The organism is Veillonellaceae bacterium, from assembly GCA_025992895.1.
Taxonomy (GTDB): Bacteria; Bacillota; Negativicutes; order Veillonellales; family Dialisteraceae; genus Dialister.
Genome location: DAJPGA010000001.1, coordinates 1,338,978 through 1,359,695, shown reverse-complemented (window position 1 = coordinate 1,359,695; position 20,718 = coordinate 1,338,978). Strand labels below are relative to the sequence as shown.

The following is a 20,718-nucleotide window of genomic DNA, read 5'->3' as shown; positions in this document are numbered from 1 at the left end:
TGAGCTGTCCGCTTTTAAATCATTGTTTAAACCCTAGTAGCTCATAGCCTTGTAAGGTGAGAAGCGGATCACTTCTGCTTTAATAAATCACTTTTGCTATAATACCTCAATCATCTTCATCTGTCAAGTCATTTCTAAGAACTCGATGTGCCATTCCTAAAGTTACTTCGTTGAAATGTAAAACACCTACTTCAACAAATACAGCAACGCAAAGATGTTCCTTCCATCTGGCAATTCCGATCTTGCCGCCTACATTCATCCCCATCGCCATAAGTTTGATCTGTTCGATAGCGGATTCCATAGCCCCGACAACGGATCCATCACCAACATGTGTATCAGAAATAACATGCTGGCGCTGGGCTGCAACAATGGCAGACTCATAAATTTTAGGAATGATATCCAGGAACTTGCCGCCAAAGTTGACTGCAACAGCACGAATTCCACTTTTTGCCAGTTTTTCACGAAGCTCGTTTTCATCGCTTCTGTTTTCAGAGAGTGCCATCCTGATGGCTGCTCTGGCTACATCAGCGCTCTGGAATTCTTTATACATAATCAACCTTCTCTGGTTTTAATTTCACGAATCAGGTTGGCAACGAACATCGCAACTGGTGTTGAACCTTCATCACCATTTTTTCTGCTTCTGATAGAAACCGTATGCGTCTTCATTTCCTTGTCGCCGACAATCAGCATATAAGGAACCTTTTCCATCTGTGCCTTGCGGATCTTGTATCCGAGTGTTTCATTGGCTTCTTCGACTTCTACACGGATATCAGATTCGGACATAGCGTCTGCAACAGCCTTTGCATATTCCAGATTCTTTTCAGTTACCGGGATAACCTTAACCTGTACAGGAGCAATCCAGGTCGGAAAGGCGCCGGCATAATGTTCAATCAGGATGCCGATGAAACGTTCAAGAGAACCGTATCCTGCACGATGCAGCATGACAGCGCGATGCTTGTTTCCATCTTCGCCGACATAATTGACGTCAAATCTTTCCGGCAGCTGCATATCCATCTGAATCGTGCCGCACTGCCATGTTCTTCCCAGGGAATCCTGTACATGGAAATCCAGCTTAGGTCCATAGAATGCACCGTCGCCCTCATTGATCTGATACGGAACGCCGGCAATTTCAATGGCTTCACGAAGTGCATTTGTCGAAATTTCCCAAAGTTCATCACTGCCCATTGAGTTTTCAGGACGGGTGGACAGTTCTACATGATATTCAAGACCGAAAACTCCATACATCTTCTTATACATGGACATGCACTTGATAACTTCGTCCTTCATCTGATCCTGAGTCATGAAGATATGCGCATCATCCTGTGTGAAGCAGCGGACGCGGAATAATCCATGAAGGGCTCCGTGCAGCTCATGTCTGTGTACAAGGCCGAATTCACCGACGCGCATCGGAAGATCGCGATAGGAACGCTGCTGGCTCTTGAAGTAAAGAATTCCTCCCGGGCAGTTCATCGGCTTAATTGCATAGTCTTCATCATCAATCTTGGTGAAGTACATATTTTCCTTATAATGATCCCAATGGCCGGACTGGATCCACAGCTTCTTGGAGAGGATGACTGGTGTCATGATTTCAACATAGCCGAATTCCTTGAACAGCTGTCTTTCATATTCCATCAGCTGATTGCGGAGAACCATTCCCTTTGGATGGAAGAACGGGAAACCAGGACCTTCTTCGTGGAAGGAAAAGAGGTCAAGCTGTTTTCCGAGTTTTCTGTGATCACGTTTTTCTGCTTCTGCACGTACAAAGAGGAAATGTTCAAGATCTTCTTTGTTGAAGAATGCAGTTGCGTAAATACGCTGAAGCATCTTGTTATGTTCATCGCCTCGCCAGTAAGCACCTGCAACGGTCATCAGCTTAAATACCTTAACTTTGCCAGTTGCTTTCATATGCGGGCCTGCGCAAAGGTCTGTGAAATCTCCCTGTTCGTACAAGGAAATAACAGCATCCTCCGGAAGATCTTCAATCAGCATGACTTTATAGTCCTGATTCTTTTCTTTGAAGAATTCCAATGCTTCTGCTCTCGGCAAAACCTTTTTAACCAGCGGAATATTTTCCTTGCTGATCTTTGCCATTTCTCTTTCGATGGCATCAAAGTCTTCCTGGCTGAAAACATGTTCAGAGTCGATATCATAATAGAATCCATCATCAATAGCCGGGCCAATTGCAAATTTTACGCCTGGATATAAATGCTGAATTGCCTGAGCCATTACATGTGCTGCAGTATGTCTGAGTGTGAAAAGTCCTTCCGGATCCTTTTTTGTGAAGAATTCTACAGTGGTTCCATCTACAATCGGATCACGAAGATCTGTCAATTCGCCATCAACTTTAGCTACAATGGCCTCTTTTCCCAAACTGTTGGAAATAGCTTTTGCAGCTTCGGAAAGTGCAACATTGCTTTCAAACTGCTTTTCCTTTCCATCTTTCAAATGAATTGTAACCATAACAATTTCACCCTTTCTATAAAATTTGTTTCGGGATACATCCATCAAAATAAAAAACTTCCGTCCCGTAAGGGACGAAAGTTTTATTCCGTGGTTCCACCCAAATTAAAGCCTAAGCTTCTCTCTGACATATAACGGTGTTCACCGGAAAGATTTCGGATCTTTCTGTTTAAGAGTGGTAACAGTTCAACCGCATCGTCTATTCACACCAGCCATAGACTCTCTTGGCATGCCTGTCTGAAATGTCATGTCTCTTGCACTACATTTAATATAAACACTATAACCTTATAAAATTAGTTTGTCAAGAAATTATCAGAACTTAATTGCAATCAAGGCAAAGATTTAAAATATTTCAAATTTCATGAACATAAGAGATTCCCTCAACGGTCTGCAAATAAGAAATATACTTCACCTTCTCGCCATGATGCGGCACCTTCATAGTCATAGTTGCAGCAAGAGCAGCCGCTCCATGCTTTTCTTTAAATACATTGAAGTTTGTGATCTCCACGCCCTTCTTTCTTACATCCATCAGAAATGCTTTGATTGACTGGATATCGCTGAACTCCACATAAAGGTCAAAATCCTTAGCCTGCCGCCGCAGATGCTTATCTACGGGCTCCAGCACTCTTAATACAAAGATAACAAAAATCTGTGCAATAATAGTCCCTTCAAAAAAACCGATCCCTGCCGAGAGTCCTATGATAGCACATGCCCACAATCCGGCTGCCGTTGTCAGCCCTTTGACTTCATTTCTGCCCGTAACAATAATCGTACCTACACCAAGAAAGCCGATACCGCTGATAACCTGCGCTCCAAGACGTGTCAAATCCGTATTGGACGCAGGATAATTTCTCAAGACATACTCATTTAATATCATTGCCATAGCGGCTCCGATACAGACAAGCGCATGAGTTTTTACACCGGCGCCCTTGTTTTTATATTCTCTGTCCATTCCTATGATAACGCCAGCCACGGTTGCCATCAGCAGGCGGAAGCCTATTCCCCAAATACTCCATTCTTTAAAAAGGGCATCTAATGTATCCAAAGTCACCACCTCAACTCACATCGAAATACAAATTCCAATTCTTTTCCCTATAAATATAATACCACCCAACTTCATGAAAACGTTTTAGAATATTACATTTTTTATTTATTTCCCTTAATACCTGGTGCCTTTTGCATATGCCTGAAAATTTCATCCTAATCAAAAAGCCTCTATCCGGAATATGAATCCTTCCAGATAGAAGCTTTAAACTCAATTATCTGACGCTCTTAACCTTTAAACGTCTTTCAAGAACCTTAAGACACATAGATACGAAGAATGTCATGATGAAGTAATATACTGCAACAATAACCAGCGGCGGGAACGGCTGGAAGCTGATTCCCTGAATCGTGGTTGCCGTATACATCAGATCTGCCATACCGATGACGGAAACCTGGGAGGATTCCTTGATCAGTGTAACAAATTCGTTTCCGATGACCGGCAGAATATTACGAATCGCCTGCGGAATGATAATCCGGATCATTGATTCCCATTTGGAAAACCCGAGTGACATTGCACCTTCGAGCTGCCCCTTTGGAATGGACTGAATTCCTGATCTTACAATTTCACATTCATAAGCACCGGAATTGATAATAAGTGCCAATACACCCGCCGATAAGCGTTCAAAATCAACACCCAGGATCTGGAAACTCGGGAAATGGATCCCAAGGAACGGAAGCCCGAAGAACACGAGTGAAATCTGTACGAGTACTGGAGTACCTCTGATAATTTCAACATAAACAGTAGCAATTGCCTGCAGAATTTTAATGCCGGAGATTTTCATGAATGCAAGAATAATACCCAGCAAAAGGCCGAAAAAGCAGGAAAGCAATGAAATAATAATCGTAATTTTAGCGCCGGACATAAAGATGTCATTATATTTAACCGCTGTATCAATTACCAAATCCATAATAATGTCATCTCCTATATATCTGCATGCAGCAACCGTTTAAGGAATGTCTGCGTTCTTTCTTCCTTCGGATGAGTAAATATATCCTCCGGATTCCCTTCTTCTACGATATACCCCTGATCCATAAACACAACATGGCTGGAAACGGATCTTGCAAACTGCATTTCATGGGTAACGACTGCCATCGTCATTCCAGCCAGGGCAACCTCTTTCATGACCGAAAGGACGTCCCCTACCAATTCAGGATCCAATGCGGATGTCGGTTCATCAAATAAAAGCATCTTCGGTTTCATTGCGAGAGCGCGTGCAATAGCGACACGCTGCTGCTGGCCTCCGGAAAGCTCTCCCGGGTAATAATCAGCTCTGTTTTCCAGACCGACCTTGGCCAACAGTTCCATTCCCTCTTCACGAGCCTGGCTTTTGGACATCTTTTTTATATGGATTGGCGCATACATAACATTCTCAAGCGCTGTAAACATAGGAAAAAGATTGAATGACTGGAATACCATGCCGACATCTCTTCTCAGCATTTTTACATCCGTCTTTTCATTGACCCTCTTGCCTTCAAACCAAAGCTCACCGCCCGTCGGCTTTTCAAGTAAATTCAGGCAGCGAAGAAGTGTACTTTTTCCGGATCCGGATGGTCCTATGATCGTACAAACTTCCCCGTTCTCTATTTTCATATTTATATCCTTAAGTACTTCGACATTGCCGAAAGATTTTTGCAGGTGCTTGACTTCGTATATAATCTGCTTTTTATCAGTCATTATTCTCACGCCTTTCTATGCATCTGAATATAGCATAATTATACAATTAAGTCAATTAAATTCTGCATAAATCGTATAAATTATTATTTTTCATCTTCTAGACCCAAGGTTTTCATGAACTGGATGTTTAAGAGAGACATGTATCAAATCCAGAAATTCAAAATAAAACCGATTATGCTATACTAATTGAATAAGACATAAATATAGTTTCAGGTTCCAGACTCTTCAAGCAGCAGGAGTCTCTAAACTATTTGAGGTGAAAAGTTATGCAAAAAATCAGAAAAGCTGTCATTCCGGCAGCAGGATTCGGGACACGCTTCCTTCCGGAAACGAAAGCCATGCCTAAAGAAATGCTTCCTATCGTTGATAAGCCTACCATTCAATATATCGTTGAAGAAATAAAGGCCAGCGGCATTGAACAGATTTTAATCATTTCAGGACATGCCAAAAGAGCTATTGAGGATCATTTTGATTCTTCCCCTGAACTTGAACAGCATCTCTATGAATCCGGAAAGATGGACTTATTGAAAGAAGTCCGTCAGGTTGCTTCTGTCAAAATTCATTACACACGCCAGCAATATATGCGAGGTCTTGGGGACGCGATTCTCTGCGCTAAGGAATTTATGGATGGAGAACCATTTGGTGTCATTTTAGGTGACGATGTTGTCTATAGCGGATCCGGTGAGCCTGCGCTTAAACAATTGATTTCCCAATATGACAAAACAGGCGGAACAATCATCGGCTGCCAGCTCGTACGTCCGGAGCAGGTATCTTCTTATGGCATTATTAACGGAACACCAACGGACAATCCCGATCTCCTCAAAGTTAAGGATATGATTGAAAAGCCTTCCATTGAAGAAGCGCCCAGCAGATTTGCAGCACTGGGCCGTTATGTCATCACCCCTGAGGTTTTCAAAATACTGGAACAGACCAAACCTGGAAAAGGCGGGGAAATTCAATTGACAGATGCCCTGCGTGTCATGGCAAAAAACGGAAACGTCTATGCCTATAACTTTAAAGGAAAGCGCTACGATACCGGGAATAAGCTTGGATATCTAAAGGCAACCGTGGAATTTGCCCTGAGAAGGGACGATATCGGTCCTGAATTCCGTCAATATCTGAAGTCATTGCTCTTGGACAATAAAATTTAACATTTAACAACAAAGAGGAGCCGGATTAACCGGCTCCTCTTTGTTATGAAATACCATAAATGATTATGTCTCCTCAAAGGGTTCCTCATGACGTATTTTCTTCTGCTGGGCTTGATAAAGCTCAAAGTATTTGCCTTTATTAGCAATCAATTCGTCATGTGTTCCCTTTTCTATAATTTTTCCATGATCAAGAACGCAAATGCAGTCTGCATTCCTTACCGTAGAAAGACGGTGTGCAATAATAATTGTCGTTCTGTCAGCGGCAAGCCTGTCAAGTGCTTCCTGAATTACTTTTTCGGTCTGTGTGTCCAGTGCGGATGTTGCTTCGTCAAGAACAACGACGGGTGGATTCTTCAAGAAAACACGTGCGATTGCAATTCTCTGCTTCTGGCCGCCCGAGAGTTTGACTCCTCGTTCGCCGACTTTGGTATCGTAGCCTTCAGGAAGATTATTAATAAAACCATCTGCCGCCGCAAGTTTAGCAGCCTCTTCGATTTCCCAACTATTTGCATTTTCCTTGCCATAGCTGATATTATCGGCGATTGTATCACTAAACAGAAAGACGTCTTGCTGCACAATGCCAATCTGCCTTCGTAAATCCTGCTGACTGAAATCCTTCAGATCCCTGCCATCCAAAGTAATCCGACCTTTTGTCGGTTCATAAAACCTAAGGAGCAAGTTGACCAGCGTACTCTTTCCTGCCCCGGTCTCTCCGACAAAAGCCACTGTCTGACCCGCAGGAATCGAAAGATTGAGATCATGCAGAACCAGATGATTCGGATCGTAGCCAAATGATAGATCTTCAAACAGTATATCCCCCCGGATGTCCTTCACACTGGCTGGCTTAATGCTGTCCTTAATCAGCGGCTCTGTATGCATAATTTCCTCAAAACGATGAAAACCCGCCATTCCTCGCTGATAAACTTCAGCCAGAATTGTTAAGCGGAATACAGGGCGCATAAAAATATTAACATAAAGCAAAAAAGCAACGAAGTCGCTGACTGTCAATGTACCGCCGGCAATCATCATTCCGCCGACTAACAAGACGACGACATTAATTATATTGGTAAAGAAATTAATACCGCTGGAAAAATAGGCAACGAGTCGGTATGATTCAAATTTTGTATCTCTTAATTCCCGGCTCTTTTCAGTGAAACGCTTGAGCTCAAATGCTTCTTGCGCGAAGGCTTTAACCAGACGGATCCCGGAAAGACTCTCCTCTGCACGGGCACTTACTTCTCCCGCTTTCACACGATTCTTGCGGAATGATTGTTTCATGGCGCGATTCACTTTAACTGTATGAATGCTTTTAGCAATCAACAATGTGCCTATGATAATCGCCAGTCTCCAGTTCATGAGCAGCATAACAACCAAAGTACCTGCCATAATAACGCCGCAAAGAAGCACATCATTAGGGCCTCTAAATGCCAAGTCACTAATCTCTGTTATATCGCTCGTAATTCTGGAAAGGAGCTGCCCTGTCTTCTCATTATCAAAATAATGGAAAGACAGTTTCTCTATATGTTTGAACAACGCTGACCGCATATCGTGTTCTATAGAAGCACTCATAATATGCCCATAATACTGTACTGCGTACTGCACGATGAAATTGACGATATATAAGAATAGCAGCACTCCTGATCCTATAAAAAGCTGATACATGTCCTTTGTCGGCAGTATCTCATTTATCAGATGTCTGACAACAATAGGAAAGATAAGGTCAAGACCGGCCATGACAAATGTCCCTATAATGACACCAATAAGTATTGTCATATAAGGCTTATAATACTTCAAGAAACTTTTTACCATAAAAATATACCTCTGGAGCTTCATACAATTTTAGAGAAGAATTTCATGTATTCTGTAGGTAAAGGATAAGACAAATCTCTTATTTCTAAAATTATATCATTATATTAGAAAATCTTTAAATAATCAATCCTCTGTTGTCGTTCTCCAGATATGCAGCAGGGAATCTTCAGACAGCTTATCTACATGAAAATAAGTGGCTCCCATGATATCTGCTAATTTTTCAGCCAGCCCAAGCCTGATATAACCACTTTCTGTATCTATGACAGCAATTGGCAAATTTCTCTTTCTTAAACGTGCTCCTTCCTTCAATGCATCTGCTACAGGATCTGAATCAGCGTTCAAACCAACTGTCGCCCTTCCATCTGTTATAAAAATCACTACAGGCTCCTGTGAAGGTTCCTGACGGTAGAGCAGGTCCAATACATCTTCTGCTTTCTGAATACCGCTTGCCAGGGGAGTTTTCCCGCCTGTAGGAAGATCGGCTAATTTTTTCTGTGCGAATTCAACACTTCTGGTTATGGGAAGCAGGACTTCAGCTTTGCGTTTCCGGAAAGCGATCATGCCCACTCTGTCTCTCTTCTGATATGCCTCAAGCAGCATCTTGAAGATAACACCCTTAACGATGCTCATCCGCTTTTTGGCACCCATTGAACCACTGGCGTCAACAACGAATAAAAATACATGTCCCGTACGTTTTTCTCTTACCTTATCTCTAAGATCTTTTCCAGTGATGACAAATGCCAGATCCTTATTTGACAGATGCCGCGCCTTTTGATAGGGTGCCGCTGCTCTAAGGGTGGCGTCAAAAGCGATGTCAGAGACTTTCCCTCTGGGGAGTTTCGATCTTACGTATCTTCCTTGTTTCTTATCCGTTAATACAAATTCGCGTTTCCCATCCCCGCTTTTCTTAAGCTTCAACCTCTGGGGCTGAATCCATATAGGAGGCAGTGCCACACTCAGATCTGCCTGGTCAACCTGATCATCCTGAGGTGCAGGGGCATTTGCTGTATTATCTTCTGATTCACTATCATCACTATTTAGTTCATCCCGCATGTCACTTAACTGATCTGGATTTATATCATTTTCTTTTGGGGGAAGCGGTTCATTATTCTTAGGTTTATCTGGCTCGTCCTGTGTTTGGTTCTCATTTTGCTTTGTCTCCGGGGTGCTGTCTTTTTCTGGATCTGTACTTTTTCTCATTCTATGAGGCAAAACAAATTCGGCGGCTTCTTCAATATCCTTAGGAATAATAAATTTACGGCCATACATAGCGGCAATTGCTTTAGCCGCTTCAATCAAATAGATATCAGCTCTATGGCCGGACACATTCGCTTTCAAGGAATATACGGCAGCAAGCTGAATCATAGCATCCGGACACTCAACCTCTGGCAAAATTACCCTTGCATGCTTTATTCTTTCTCTCCGCTCATCGTTTTCATCAGACCATTTATTTCTAAATTCAATTCCATTATTTTCAAACTCCAAGACACGGCGTATAATCTCTTCCCGTTCCTTGATTTCTTCAGTCTCTTCAATGCTTACGAAAAGCCCAAAACGATCTAAAGCTGATGAAGCGATGGATCCCCCATCAGGATTCATGACTGACAAGATAGTAAAGCGGGATCTCCTCTCTATAGACAATCCATCCCGTTCCAGTTTATAACTGCCATTTTGTTGAATATCCAAAACAATTGACAATAAATCCGATTGCAGGAGATTTACATCATCTATATAAAGAATTCCCTGATCCGCTTCATCAATCAAGCCGGGGAGAAGAACCCGGTCTCCTGTTTTAACCGCCTTTTCTGTATCTACAGACCCCAGAATACGGTCTTCCGTTGCGCTGACAGGCAGTTCAACCCAGGGATCATCAATCAGATCTCTTGCCCCGCGCATCAAAGTGGATTTCCCTGATCCACTTTTCCCAGATATAATAAGTCCTCCGGCATGAGGATTTACCAGGGTAATCAAAATAGCTTTCTTAGCCTTTTCCATACCGATTATGGCAGAAAAAGGATATACATTACGCTTCATCATCTATAACCTTATCTACTTCTGACCAATCAAGCTCTTGTTCCTCAAATGGACGTCTCCTCATGCGGTGCGGCAATGCCAGACGTGATGCTTTTCTTATATCATCCTTTGTAACTTCTAGATGCCCTTCTAAAGCAGCTATGGTCTCTGCAGTTTTAATTAACGTAATGTCAGCTCTGTGTCCATCTACCTTTAAGATAATGGCTATTTTCGCTGCAACCAGCAGCATGTCATCCGGGGTTGAAATACGCGGAAGAAGATCCATAGCTCGTTCAATACGATTTACTTCTTTTTCCTGCTCTTCTTTCCAATTGTTAACGAATTCTTCCGGATTGTTCTCGTAAGAAAGACGTCGTTTTATAATTTCAGCTCTCTTCTCCGGATCCTGTTCACCAGCAACTTTTACAGATAGCGCAAAACGGTCAAGGAGCTGTGGACGAATATCGCCTTCTTCCGGATTCATCGTACCAACTAAAGAGAAACGTGCAGGATGAGAATAGGAAATGCCTTCTCTTTCAATTGTATTAATTCCCATAGCTGCAGAATCAAGAAGAACATCAACTACATGGTCATCCAGCAAATTAATTTCATCAACATATAAAATATTACGGTTTGCATCGGCAAGAATCCCCGGTTCGAATGATTTATTTCCTGTTTTAATAGCAGCTTCAATATCCAAAGTACCTACAACTCTGTCTTCTGTGGCACTCACAGGAAGTTCAATGACTTTCATTGACTGCATTTTCACCGGTGGTTCCATATCCGCATATTTTTCAGTGCAATCATCACACCAATTGGATCTATCGTCAGGATCATCATTGTATCGGCATCCATCTATGCACTTCCTGGGTGGAAGCAAATCCGCCAAAGCTCTGACAGCTGTGGATTTTGCTGTCCCTTTTTCCCCCTGAACCAATACGCCTCCCAGTCTTGGATTAATCACGTTCAGTTCCAAAGCCAGCTTCATCATATCCTGCCCGATAATGGCAGTAAAAGGAAATACATCTCTTCTTTTCATATTAACTCCTTTAGGTAAATAATAATTTCCATTTTCTTTACATGAAATTCCTAATATTAATCCTCATCATCGTCATCTTCTTCAAGAGTTCCTTCAATTGACAAGTACAATTTTTCCAGCTCTTTTTTCGTACTATCTTTAGCGTTCCACATTTTACGTTTTTCTGCCTCTAAAAGTGTCTCTGCTATGTTTTTCAATGCCCAGGGATTTACCTGTTCCATCCACTTTTTCATTTCTGGATCTAAAGCATACTTTTCGGCATATTCCTCATACATCCAGTCATCCATTACATCACTGGTAGCATCCCACTGGAAGCTGATTGCCATTCTGTTGGCAAGGTCCGATGCACCTTTATATCCATGTTCCATGAGTCCCTTGATATACTTAGGATTCATGGATTCACTTCTGAAAATACGTTTGACCTCTTCATTGACTGTACGGATCTTGACATTGCCGCGATTGGTACTGTCGCCCACATATGACTCTGGTGCTGCGCCGGAAAGATTTTTCACGGCAGCAATCATACCTCCATGGAACGCATTGTAATCGTCTGAACTCATAATATTGCTGTCAGGATTCTCTTCATTTTTAACAGTCAGATCTATCCGTGCAAGCTGCTTTTTAAAAAGTTCAGGCTCAAAACAGCCGTCAGCTCCTTTTCCGAAAGCATGTCCTCCCCACCTGACATATACATCTGCGAGATCTTTTGTATTTTCCCATTCACGGGTATCAAGAATTACATTAACGCCTGCACCATACGTACCCGGAGCATTTCCGAATATTCTATAGGATGCCGCTCTCCATGCGTCAGTCTCGTTTTCCCCTTTCTCTTTAAGAATCCCGGCATCATTACTTATATGCTTTCTTACGAAATTTTCATCATTTCCTTCATTTTGTTCTGCTGCCATCATAACTGCCTGATCAAGCAGTTTTGAAATTTGTGGAAGCGTATCCCGGAAAAGACCACTGATTCTCGCAGTAACATCTATTCTAGGTCTCTTCAAATCAGCAATAGGTATAACCTCTAAACCTGTAACCGTTAAGCTGCCTTTCTGCCAGACGGGCTTAATCCCCAACAAGTACAAGAATTCAGCAATATCCTGACCGAATGTTCTCATATTTGGACCGGACCACAAAACCATCCCTATGTTTTCCGGATAATGTCCTTTTTCTGCAATATACTTTGCAATGGTCCTATCCCCGAGCTTCACGCCTAAATTCCATCCGGAAGGAGAAGGGAGCGTCTGCGGATCAGCGCCATAGAAATTTCTTCCTGAAGGGAGCAGTCCTGCTCCTCCTGTATTAGGCGAGCCGGAAGGTCCTGGATTAATATATTTTCCGGATAATGCGGAAATCGTATTCGTCATTTCATCTGAAGTCCTGCGAATTGCCGGAATAAGCTCATTGATGACAAACTTAAGCAGCTTCTCGAGTTTCTGCATCCATACATCGCTGCCTTGTGCACCTGGCAGGCTCATAGCTTTTTCAATGCATTTCTCTTGATCTATGGATTCTATTACACAGGAAATGACTTTTCTTGTTTCCAGGCGGATTTTCTCCATTAACTGGCTTTGAGTAATGTTCAGAGGTTTGTAAATTTCATTTGGATGTACCTGAATCTCATCCAGCGTCAAATCATATTTTTCTGCCCATAAGTCAAAAATAGATGGAATCTCTCCGTTAGACAATCTCAATATCTGCAATACGCAGTCAACTAGTAAATCTCCCTCCGGAGCTTTCCCAAGCACATGGAGTCCCACGTGGATTTCGCTGTCTTTCAGATCCTCAATATACGCATGCAAACGGGCAGCATAATCAGAGAATGGTTCGGTTTCGTTATAGGATACCTCTTCATCAAGTTTAGCGGCTGCAGACAGTTTTCTTATTCGAGATTCAATACCACTTAAATCCGAATTTCCTTTTTTAAGCTGAGCATATTCATCTAAAGCCTTTTCCAATTCGGACAATTCATCATAAGTTCCTGCTTCTGCAATAGGAGCAGGGAGATGTCCAATCAAGCATGCTGAGGAACGCCTTTTGGCAATAATTCCTTCACCAGTAATGGTCATTAAGTAAGGATATACATTAGGAAGATCATTCTGCGCAATATCAGGATAACTTTCATCATCCAAACCTACACTCTTCCCTGGAAGCCACTCAAGATTTCCATGAGTTCCCAAATGAATGACCGCATCAGCCTTCCAAACTTCACTTAACCAATGATAAAATGCCAGATACTGATGCGTCGGGGGTATTTTAGGATCATGATACAGTTTGACCGCATCCATCCCATACTGCCTCGATGGCTGGACTGTTATGAATATATTTCCATTTTCAAATCCGGGAATCAGGAAATTACCTTCATCATCCAGCATGACGTCCCCGGGTGCTTTTCCCCATATATGTTCCATGTCCTTCTGTACTGCATCTGGAAGTTTAGAGAAAAAAGCACGATAATTTTCACCGGAAAGTTTCAAAGAATTTTCATACTGCTTATCCGTCATCATCGAAATATCATTCGTTACATGAGCGTTTACTAACTTCAGAAGATCTGCGCCCGAGCGGGGAACCTGTTGCACACAATATCCCTCGCTTTGCATTTTCTGAAGCAGAAGGACGGCACTTTCCATAGTATCCAGCCCGGAAGCACTGCCGATATTCGCATTACCCGCAGGGAAATTATGAAAAATCAAAGCGACTTTTTTATCGCTGTTCTTCATCCTGTGAAGATGACCCCATTTGTATACCTTTGATACGATTTTCTTTATGCGTTCACCAATTGGGCGATATTCGATAAGTCCATTTTCCTTGATTCTTCCTGCAATAGGCACTCCGTGGATAATGCCATCAAGTTCAGGCAGAGCAGCCGAAATAGATACTTCGACAGCATTCATTCCTTCCGGATTTGATTTCCAATCCGCTTCAGGTGTTAGGAGTGTATAAGCATCAATAATAGGAACATTCAGTTCCTTTAATGTACTTACATCTGTCTTCCCAGTTCCAGTCAAAGAAAACTTCATTGTGCTCACTAAAACGTCAATTAATGGTTTCCCGTCTTTCATGAAGAAAGTATGAATCGCCTTTGATAAGGATTTTTCATTTTTAGAGGCCCCCATCTGGCTGTTAGCAAAAACAGGAATTACAGAACATCCCTGTCTCATTGCTTCCTCGATGAAATCATTCTGGTACTTTAAATCATCACCAATCCATTCGTCCCTGTAAAATAAGAGACCTATAACAACCTGATCTGGTTTGACACATGCTTTTAAGTAATCTTCTGTTTTCGCTATAAAACCATCTTCGTTAAAAGGTGCATAGATACCTGATTCCGGAGATATTTTAGGTGCAGGTGGATCCTTTTTACTTTTATCATTATATGATTCTGCATAAAGCCAAAGATTCTTATAGTTTTCATGACCGCCATACATGCAATAGAGTTTAAACCGTTCCAGCTTATCTTCATCTATAAACTGGCTGTCCTGTACGTCTCCATCATTAGCATCAATAAAAAAAGGAATCTTATTATCACATAAAAAATTCTTGCATTCACTCCATAGAGGCGTATTCATGGCATTTTTCATCAAATGGACTATAACTAAACCAGCGTTTTGCAGTTTAGCAGCCAGTGAGAAATTCCATTCCTCTCCGTCTCCAATAAATAATGCCTGGCAGTTTTCTGATATTTGGCCTTCGGTCTTTAGTTCATCACAAGCATTCTTCATTGATGAATACTTACGATCATGGTTAGTTACATATATAACGCCGCTTCTCATCTTTCATCCCTCATTAATATTATATAAATATATCATTCTATATGACTAAAAAAAATCAAATGATTCGATTTTTATCTTTTTTATTATACTATTCCAATCTTACTTTAAACATATTAAAATGTTATTCGGTATATTATTAGATAAGATATCATCATCTTATTCAATTTTTATATGATATTTTGGTGCTATTATATTTTATCTCATCATTATTTTATTAGCAGAATGTCATTATAAAAATAAAAAAGCTGTGAAAAACGATTTCTCATTTTTCACAGCTTTTTTTACTTCAGATATTGGCAGGCAATTGCCAAAGCAGAAAGCGTTTTGGCATCCTGTATCAATCCCTTGTTTACATATTCCCAGACGGTTTTGACCGGAATTTCAATAATATCAAGATATTCGCCTTCATCGAGATGCTGATGTGTTTTAACAAGATCTCTCGCCAAGTAAAGATGTATAGCCTCATTACTGAAACCAGGTGTCGTATATACCATTCCAAGCTTTGTCAACGATCCCTGATATCCTATTTCTTCTTCCATTTCACGGGAAGCACAGTCCTCCGGGGTTTCACCGGGATCCATTTTGCCTGCAGGAATTTCCAGAAGCGCCTGCTGCACCGGGTAGCGGTATTGTTTAACAAAAATAATTCCGCCATTTTGTGTTACAGGAACAATGGCAGATGCGCCTGAGTGGAGGACAACCTCCCGGATTTTCTTCTTCCCGGCTAAATCGATTTCATCCACACATACGTGGATGATATGTCCATCATAAATTTCTTTACGTGAGAGCTGTTTTTCTATTTCCACACTCATAAGATTTCCTCCCCTATAAAAAATCAATGGTGGTATAAAATACCACCATTGACCAGCTTCCTTTTAAGTTCCAGTGCTTCCTACTCCACCAGTTCTTGTTCCATCTGCGCTGTCATTGTCTGCTTTATAATACTTTACAAATATTCCCTGCGCTATACGATCGCCTTTATTGACGGTAAACGCATTATCCGTCGTATTATATACGGCAATCATAATATGCCCTTCATTGTCAGGGTTATTATAATAATCTGCGTCTATAATTCCTGTACTGTTAATAAGAACAATTCCGTGCTTGATAGCCAGGCTTGATCTGATATGGACAGCGAGATATTCATCCTCCTGCATATATGCCTTCAGGCCGGTAGACAAAACAGTGGTTTTGTGCGAGGGAAGGATCACGTCCTCGGCACTTTCCAAATCATACCCGGAAGATTTGCTTGTTTTTCTTTCAGGGAGGTGGATTCCCTTCATTTCCCAAGCTTTTACAATTTCAAATCCGCGGATACGGCTCATTGTTTTTTCTCCAGAAGGAGTGCTTTTCTGGAAAGGTTGATGCGTCCTTTGTCATCAATTTCAGTTACCTTAACCATAATTTCATCGCCTTCTTTAACGACGTCTTCCGGCTTCTCTACACGATGCAGTGCGAGCTGGGAAACATGAACCAGGCCCTCTTTGCCCGGAAGAATTTCAACAAATGCGCCAAATTTCATCAGCTTTGTTACTTTGCCCAGGTATGTTTCTCCCACCTGGACTTCCTTGGTCAGGGATTCAACGATCTTTCTCGCCTTGTTGGCAGCGTCCTCATCCGGAGAAGCGATGTAAATTCTTCCATCTTCTTCAACATCCATCTTGACACCGGTTTCAGCGATGATTTTGTTGATTGTCTTTCCGCCGCTTCCGATAACATCACGAATCTTTTCAACTGGAATTGTGATAGTAATAATTTTGGGAGCATATGCAGAAAGATGTTCTGCAGGCTTATCAATGCATTCAGCAATCTTGCCAAGGATAAAGAGACGTCCTTCATGAGCCTGCTTCAATGCTGCCAGAAGAATGTCGCGGGACAGGCCATGTACCTTGATATCCATCTGAATAGCGGTAATGCCCTTTGCTGTTCCTGCTACCTTGAAGTCCATATCACCAAGAGCATCTTCCATGCCCTGGATATCGGAAAGGATGCTGAAGTTGCCGCCATCTTCGATCAGACCCATAGCAATGCCTGCAACCGGAGCTTTCAGCGGTACGCCTGCATTCAGCAGGGACATGGTGCTTCCGCAGACGGAAGCCTGGGAAGAGGAGCCGTTGGATTCAAGAATTTCAGAAACGACACGGATTGCATATGGGAATTCATCTACAGAAGGAATAACCGGAAGCAGAGCTCTTTCAGCAAGAGCGCCATGACCGATTTCACGACGGCCAGGACCGCGGGAGCCCTTTGTCTCGCCTACGCTGTAAGACGGGAAGTTATACTGATGAATATATCTCTTTTCTGTAACAGGTGTCAGATCATCAATAGTCTGTGTTTCAGACATAGGAGCCAGTGTGGTAATGGACAGGGCCTGTGTCTGGCCGCGGGTAAAGAGTGCAGAGCCATGAACACGTGGAAGAAGTCCTACTTCGCAGGTAATATGACGGATTTCATCCAGCTTTCTTCCATCCGGACGGATATGTTCGTTGGAAATCATCTTGCGGACGATCTTCTTTGTCAAATGATCGAGACTTTCTGCAACGTCTGCGCCATTGTCCGGATAAATTTCAGCAAAGTGTTCCTTTGCATCTTTCTTGACAGCATCGATATTGCCATCACGTCTCAATTTATCTGCATCAAAAACAGCCTTTTTGAGAGCATCAGCTGCATAAGCTTCTACTGCTTCTTCAATTTCTGCCGGGATATCAGCAAATACAAGAGTACGTTTCGGTTTGCCGACTTCAGCAATAATCTGCTTCTGGAAGCGGCAAAGTTCCTTTATGCTTTCATGTCCGAACATGATGGCATCCAGAACTTCTTCTTCCGGAGCTTCCTTAGCGCCGCCTTCAACCATCATGATAGCTTCTTCGGAACCGGCAACAGTTACATTCATAGTAGATGCTTCCATCTGTTCCTGAGTCGGGTTGATGACATATTCACCGTTAACTTTGCCAACTCTGACACCTGCAATAGGTCCATCCCACGGAATATCAGAAATTCCCAGGGAAACGGATGCGCCAAGCATACCGCAAAGCTCCGGCGCATTGTCATAATCAACAGAGAGTACAGTCGCAACTACATGCACATCATTGCGGCATCTTTTATCAAAAAGCGGACGAATAGGGCGGTCGATCAGGCGTGCGTTCAAAATCGCAGAATTTCCTGGTCTTCCTTCTCTGCGCAGGAATCCTCCCGGCATTTTACCTACAGCATACATCTTTTCTTCATAGTCTACGGTCAGAGGGAAGAAATCTGTTCCTTCACGTGCTTCTTTGCTTCCTGTAGAAGTTACGAGTACGACTGTATCACCATAGCGAATTAACGCAGCTCCATTTGCTTGTTTTGCCATTTTACCAGTTTCAACAACTAACTGTCGGCCGGCAAGTTCCATTTGAAATGTCTTAAACATCCCTATTCCTCCTGTTATACGAATAATTTTATGTACTCTTTATTATATAATAAAATCTAAAATTTTAACAAGTCTGCTGAAACAGTTTTAAGACAGCATAATGATTAATCTTTTAGAAGTTCTATGAAAAATTTTTACACATATAGAAAAATCCCTTCTGCTGGATACAGCAGGAGGGATTTCTTTCATTTCTCATTTCAGACGTAATCCGAGTTTCTGTCCAAGAGTTCTGTAACGTTCAATATCCTTGCGGCGGAGGTAGTCAAGCATGTTTCTACGCTGACCAACCATTTTCAGCAGTCCGCGGCGGGAATGATGATCTTTCTTGTGCATCTTCAGATGTTCGGTCAGAAGAGCGATTCTCTTGGAGAGAATTGCGATCTGTACTTCCGGAGATCCGGTGTCGCCTTCATGAACAGCATACTGTTCGATAATTTCTTTCTTTACTTCGTTTGTAAGCATAATAGCCTCCTAAAAAATATAAATTGCTGTATCTAAGTCATCGCCGGAGATGCGAAAAACCGGGATACAGTTCACACGCTAGTTATTATACCTGCCATGCGTGAATTTTGCAAGAGAATAAGCAAATGAATTGATGATTCGTCAGCCTAAAACGATACGATCGCTTACAGCATCTGCCGTTTCCTCAAACTTCTTGAGAAGATCATCAATGGTCAGATTTTTCTTCTCATCTTCAGAATAATCCGCAATAATACTGCCATTGTTCATCATGATAAGCCTGTTGCCATACTTCAGGGCATCTTTCATATTATGAGTGATCATCAAGGTCGTTAAGTGCTGTTCATGCACGATTTCATCCGTAATTTTCAAAACCTTCGCTGCTGTTTTCGGGTCAAGTGCGGCGGTCGGCTCATCAAGAAGCAGTACTTCCGGCCTTTTAATCGTAGCCATGAGAAGTGTCAGTGCCTGTCTTTGCCCGCCTGAAAGCAGTCCGATGCGCGTAGAGAGACGATCTTCCAGTCCCAGATCAAGCCGGGCTACCATTGCCTTGTACTTGTCATGATCACCCGCAGAGAATGCCCAGCGCAGACGGCGGCTTTCCCCTCGCCTGGATGCCAGCAGAAGATTTTCTTCCACCTGCATTCCTGCCGCTGTTCCTTTCAGCGGATCCTGGAATACGCGGCCGATGAACTTGGCCCTTTTATATTCACTCATTTTCGTGACATCTTTGCCATTGATTTCAATGGTTCCCGAATCTGGAAGATACGCACCTGCAATAGAGTTCAGGAGCGTGCTCTTGCCGGCTCCGTTGCCTCCAATGACAGTACAGAAATCCCCGTCATTGAGTGTCAGAGAAAGATCGTTCAAAGCTTTCTTCTCGTTAATGGTTCCCTTAAAAAAGGTCTTGCTAATATGAGAAACGTTTAACATCTTTTCAGCCTGCCTTTCCCATATTCACTTTATCTTTGATCATCGGTGCTGCAAGTGCCAGCATGACAATAATCGCAGTAAACAGTTTCAAATCATTTGGCGGCATTCCAAGGTAGAGTACACCTGCAATAACTACTCTGTAAAGAACGGACCCCAGAACGACAGCAGCAAGTGAAGCAGAGAAGCTGTCAGCGCCTAAAATAACTTCGCCGATGATAACGGATGCAAGGCCTATAACGATTGTACCAATCCCCATCCCGACATCAGCGAATCCATTATTCTGCGCAACAACTGCACCGCAGAGTCCGATGAGCGCGTTGCTGATGAATAATCCGATGATTGTCATCGTGTCCGTATTGACGCCCTGTGCACGAACCATCTGCGGATTAAAACCTGTAGCACGAATGCACATGCCAAGTTCTGTTCCGAAGAACCAGTAAATAAAACCGATAATCACGGCCATCATAATAAGCGGGACAACAAAAGCAGCTGCAGACATGCTGATGTGAAGCATTTCAGAGGTTGTCGAGAATACCGTATCGGCACGGAGCAGCGAAATATTTGCTTTCCCCATCACGTGAAGGTTAATGGAATATAAAGCAATCATTGTCAGGATCCCGGCCAGAATGGCAGGAATCTTAAGCTTCGTGTAAAGAACGCCGGTAACAACACCTGCGATGAGTCCGCCCAATGCACCTGCGGCCAGTCCGGCCCAGGGTGAAACACCTGCTGCAATCATTGAAGCCGCAATGGCTCCGCCCAAAGGGAAACTGCCTTCGCAAGTCATATCAGGCACATCAAGCACCCTGAAGGAAAGAAATACACCGATTGCCAGAATTGACCACATGAGCCCTTGTGCCACTGTGGATATTGCTAAATCTACCATAGAAACAATCTCCTTTAATCAAGCGAATTGCCTGTCAATCAATAAAGGCGGCAAGCGCTGTTCTACC

The 20,718-nt window shown here is 42.6% G+C and carries 16 protein-coding genes and 1 other annotated feature (1 of these 17 cut by a window edge); of the genes, 1 reads left to right on the top strand and 15 read right to left on the bottom strand.

Annotated elements, in window-relative coordinates; genetic code table 11:
- Window positions 1–86: a sequence feature (ribosomal protein L20 leader region), on the bottom strand; it reaches 24 nt to the left of the window's first position.
- A 20-nt stretch (window positions 87–106) separates the two neighbouring features.
- The 5 genes from OIM03_05745 to OIM03_05725 form a co-directional block, all read right to left on the bottom strand.
- Window positions 107–550, bottom strand: coding sequence for a HutP family protein (locus OIM03_05745; GenBank protein HJI73777.1), 444 nt, complete (start codon window positions 548–550; stop codon window positions 107–109).
- A 2-nt stretch (window positions 551–552) separates the two neighbouring features.
- Window positions 553–2,460 (bottom strand): threonine--tRNA ligase, encoded by a 1,908-nt coding sequence (gene thrS / locus OIM03_05740; protein HJI73776.1) that lies wholly within the window; start codon window positions 2,458–2,460, stop codon window positions 553–555.
- Window positions 2,461–2,812: 352 nt separating this feature from the next.
- Complete coding sequence (locus OIM03_05735) at window positions 2,813–3,505, bottom strand: MgtC/SapB family protein (GenBank protein ID HJI73775.1); 693 nt, start codon at window positions 3,503–3,505, stop codon at window positions 2,813–2,815.
- A gap of 214 nt (window positions 3,506–3,719) precedes the next feature.
- Window positions 3,720–4,412: an amino acid ABC transporter permease gene (locus OIM03_05730; protein ID HJI73774.1), complete on the bottom strand. Its 693-nt coding sequence runs from the start codon at window positions 4,410–4,412 to the stop codon at window positions 3,720–3,722.
- A gap of 14 nt (window positions 4,413–4,426) precedes the next feature.
- A complete protein-coding gene (locus tag OIM03_05725) occupies window positions 4,427–5,158 on the bottom strand; it encodes an amino acid ABC transporter ATP-binding protein (protein ID HJI73773.1) in 732 nt (243 codons plus the stop codon).
- Window positions 5,159–5,445: 287 nt separating this feature from the next.
- Here OIM03_05725 and galU point away from each other — a divergent pair, with 287 nt between their 5' ends.
- Complete coding sequence (gene galU / locus OIM03_05720; protein HJI73772.1) at window positions 5,446–6,330, top strand: UTP--glucose-1-phosphate uridylyltransferase GalU; 885 nt, start codon at window positions 5,446–5,448, stop codon at window positions 6,328–6,330.
- 63 nt (window positions 6,331–6,393) lie between these two features.
- Here the strand turns inward: galU and OIM03_05715 are convergent, their stop codons facing one another.
- The 10 genes from OIM03_05715 to OIM03_05670 all read right to left on the bottom strand — a co-directional run bounded on the left by OIM03_05715 (window position 6,394) and on the right by OIM03_05670 (window position 20,651).
- Window positions 6,394–8,103 (bottom strand): ABC transporter ATP-binding protein/permease, encoded by a 1,710-nt coding sequence (locus OIM03_05715; GenBank protein HJI73771.1) that lies wholly within the window; start codon window positions 8,101–8,103, stop codon window positions 6,394–6,396.
- A 159-nt stretch (window positions 8,104–8,262) separates the two neighbouring features.
- A complete protein-coding gene (locus OIM03_05710) occupies window positions 8,263–10,176 on the bottom strand; it encodes a VWA domain-containing protein (GenBank protein ID HJI73770.1) in 1,914 nt (637 codons plus the stop codon).
- Window positions 10,163–11,191, bottom strand: coding sequence for an ATP-binding protein (locus OIM03_05705; protein HJI73769.1), 1,029 nt, complete (start codon window positions 11,189–11,191; stop codon window positions 10,163–10,165). The genes OIM03_05710 and OIM03_05705 overlap by 14 nt, the downstream gene beginning before the upstream one ends.
- Window positions 11,192–11,247: 56 nt before the next feature.
- Entirely contained in the window at window positions 11,248–14,964 is a 3,717-nt protein-coding gene (cobN, locus tag OIM03_05700; protein HJI73768.1) for a cobaltochelatase subunit CobN, read from the bottom strand.
- A gap of 281 nt (window positions 14,965–15,245) precedes the next feature.
- Window positions 15,246–15,776 (bottom strand): NUDIX hydrolase, encoded by a 531-nt coding sequence (locus tag OIM03_05695; GenBank protein ID HJI73767.1) that lies wholly within the window; start codon window positions 15,774–15,776, stop codon window positions 15,246–15,248.
- A gap of 63 nt (window positions 15,777–15,839) precedes the next feature.
- A complete protein-coding gene (gene dut, locus OIM03_05690) occupies window positions 15,840–16,289 on the bottom strand; it encodes a dUTP diphosphatase (GenBank protein ID HJI73766.1) in 450 nt (149 codons plus the stop codon).
- Complete coding sequence (locus OIM03_05685; GenBank protein ID HJI73765.1) at window positions 16,286–18,373, bottom strand: polyribonucleotide nucleotidyltransferase; 2,088 nt, start codon at window positions 18,371–18,373, stop codon at window positions 16,286–16,288. Before OIM03_05685 ends, dut begins: the two co-directional genes overlap by 4 nt.
- A gap of 192 nt (window positions 18,374–18,565) precedes the next feature.
- Window positions 18,566–18,838: a 30S ribosomal protein S15 gene (gene rpsO, locus OIM03_05680; protein ID HJI73764.1), complete on the bottom strand. Its 273-nt coding sequence runs from the start codon at window positions 18,836–18,838 to the stop codon at window positions 18,566–18,568.
- 138 nt (window positions 18,839–18,976) lie between these two features.
- Window positions 18,977–19,765, bottom strand: a complete 789-nt coding sequence (locus OIM03_05675) for an ABC transporter ATP-binding protein (protein ID HJI73763.1) — start codon at window positions 19,763–19,765, stop codon at window positions 18,977–18,979.
- A 4-nt stretch (window positions 19,766–19,769) separates the two neighbouring features.
- Window positions 19,770–20,651, bottom strand: coding sequence for an ABC transporter permease (locus OIM03_05670; GenBank protein ID HJI73762.1), 882 nt, complete (start codon window positions 20,649–20,651; stop codon window positions 19,770–19,772).
- Between the last annotated feature and the right edge of the window lie 67 nt (window positions 20,652–20,718).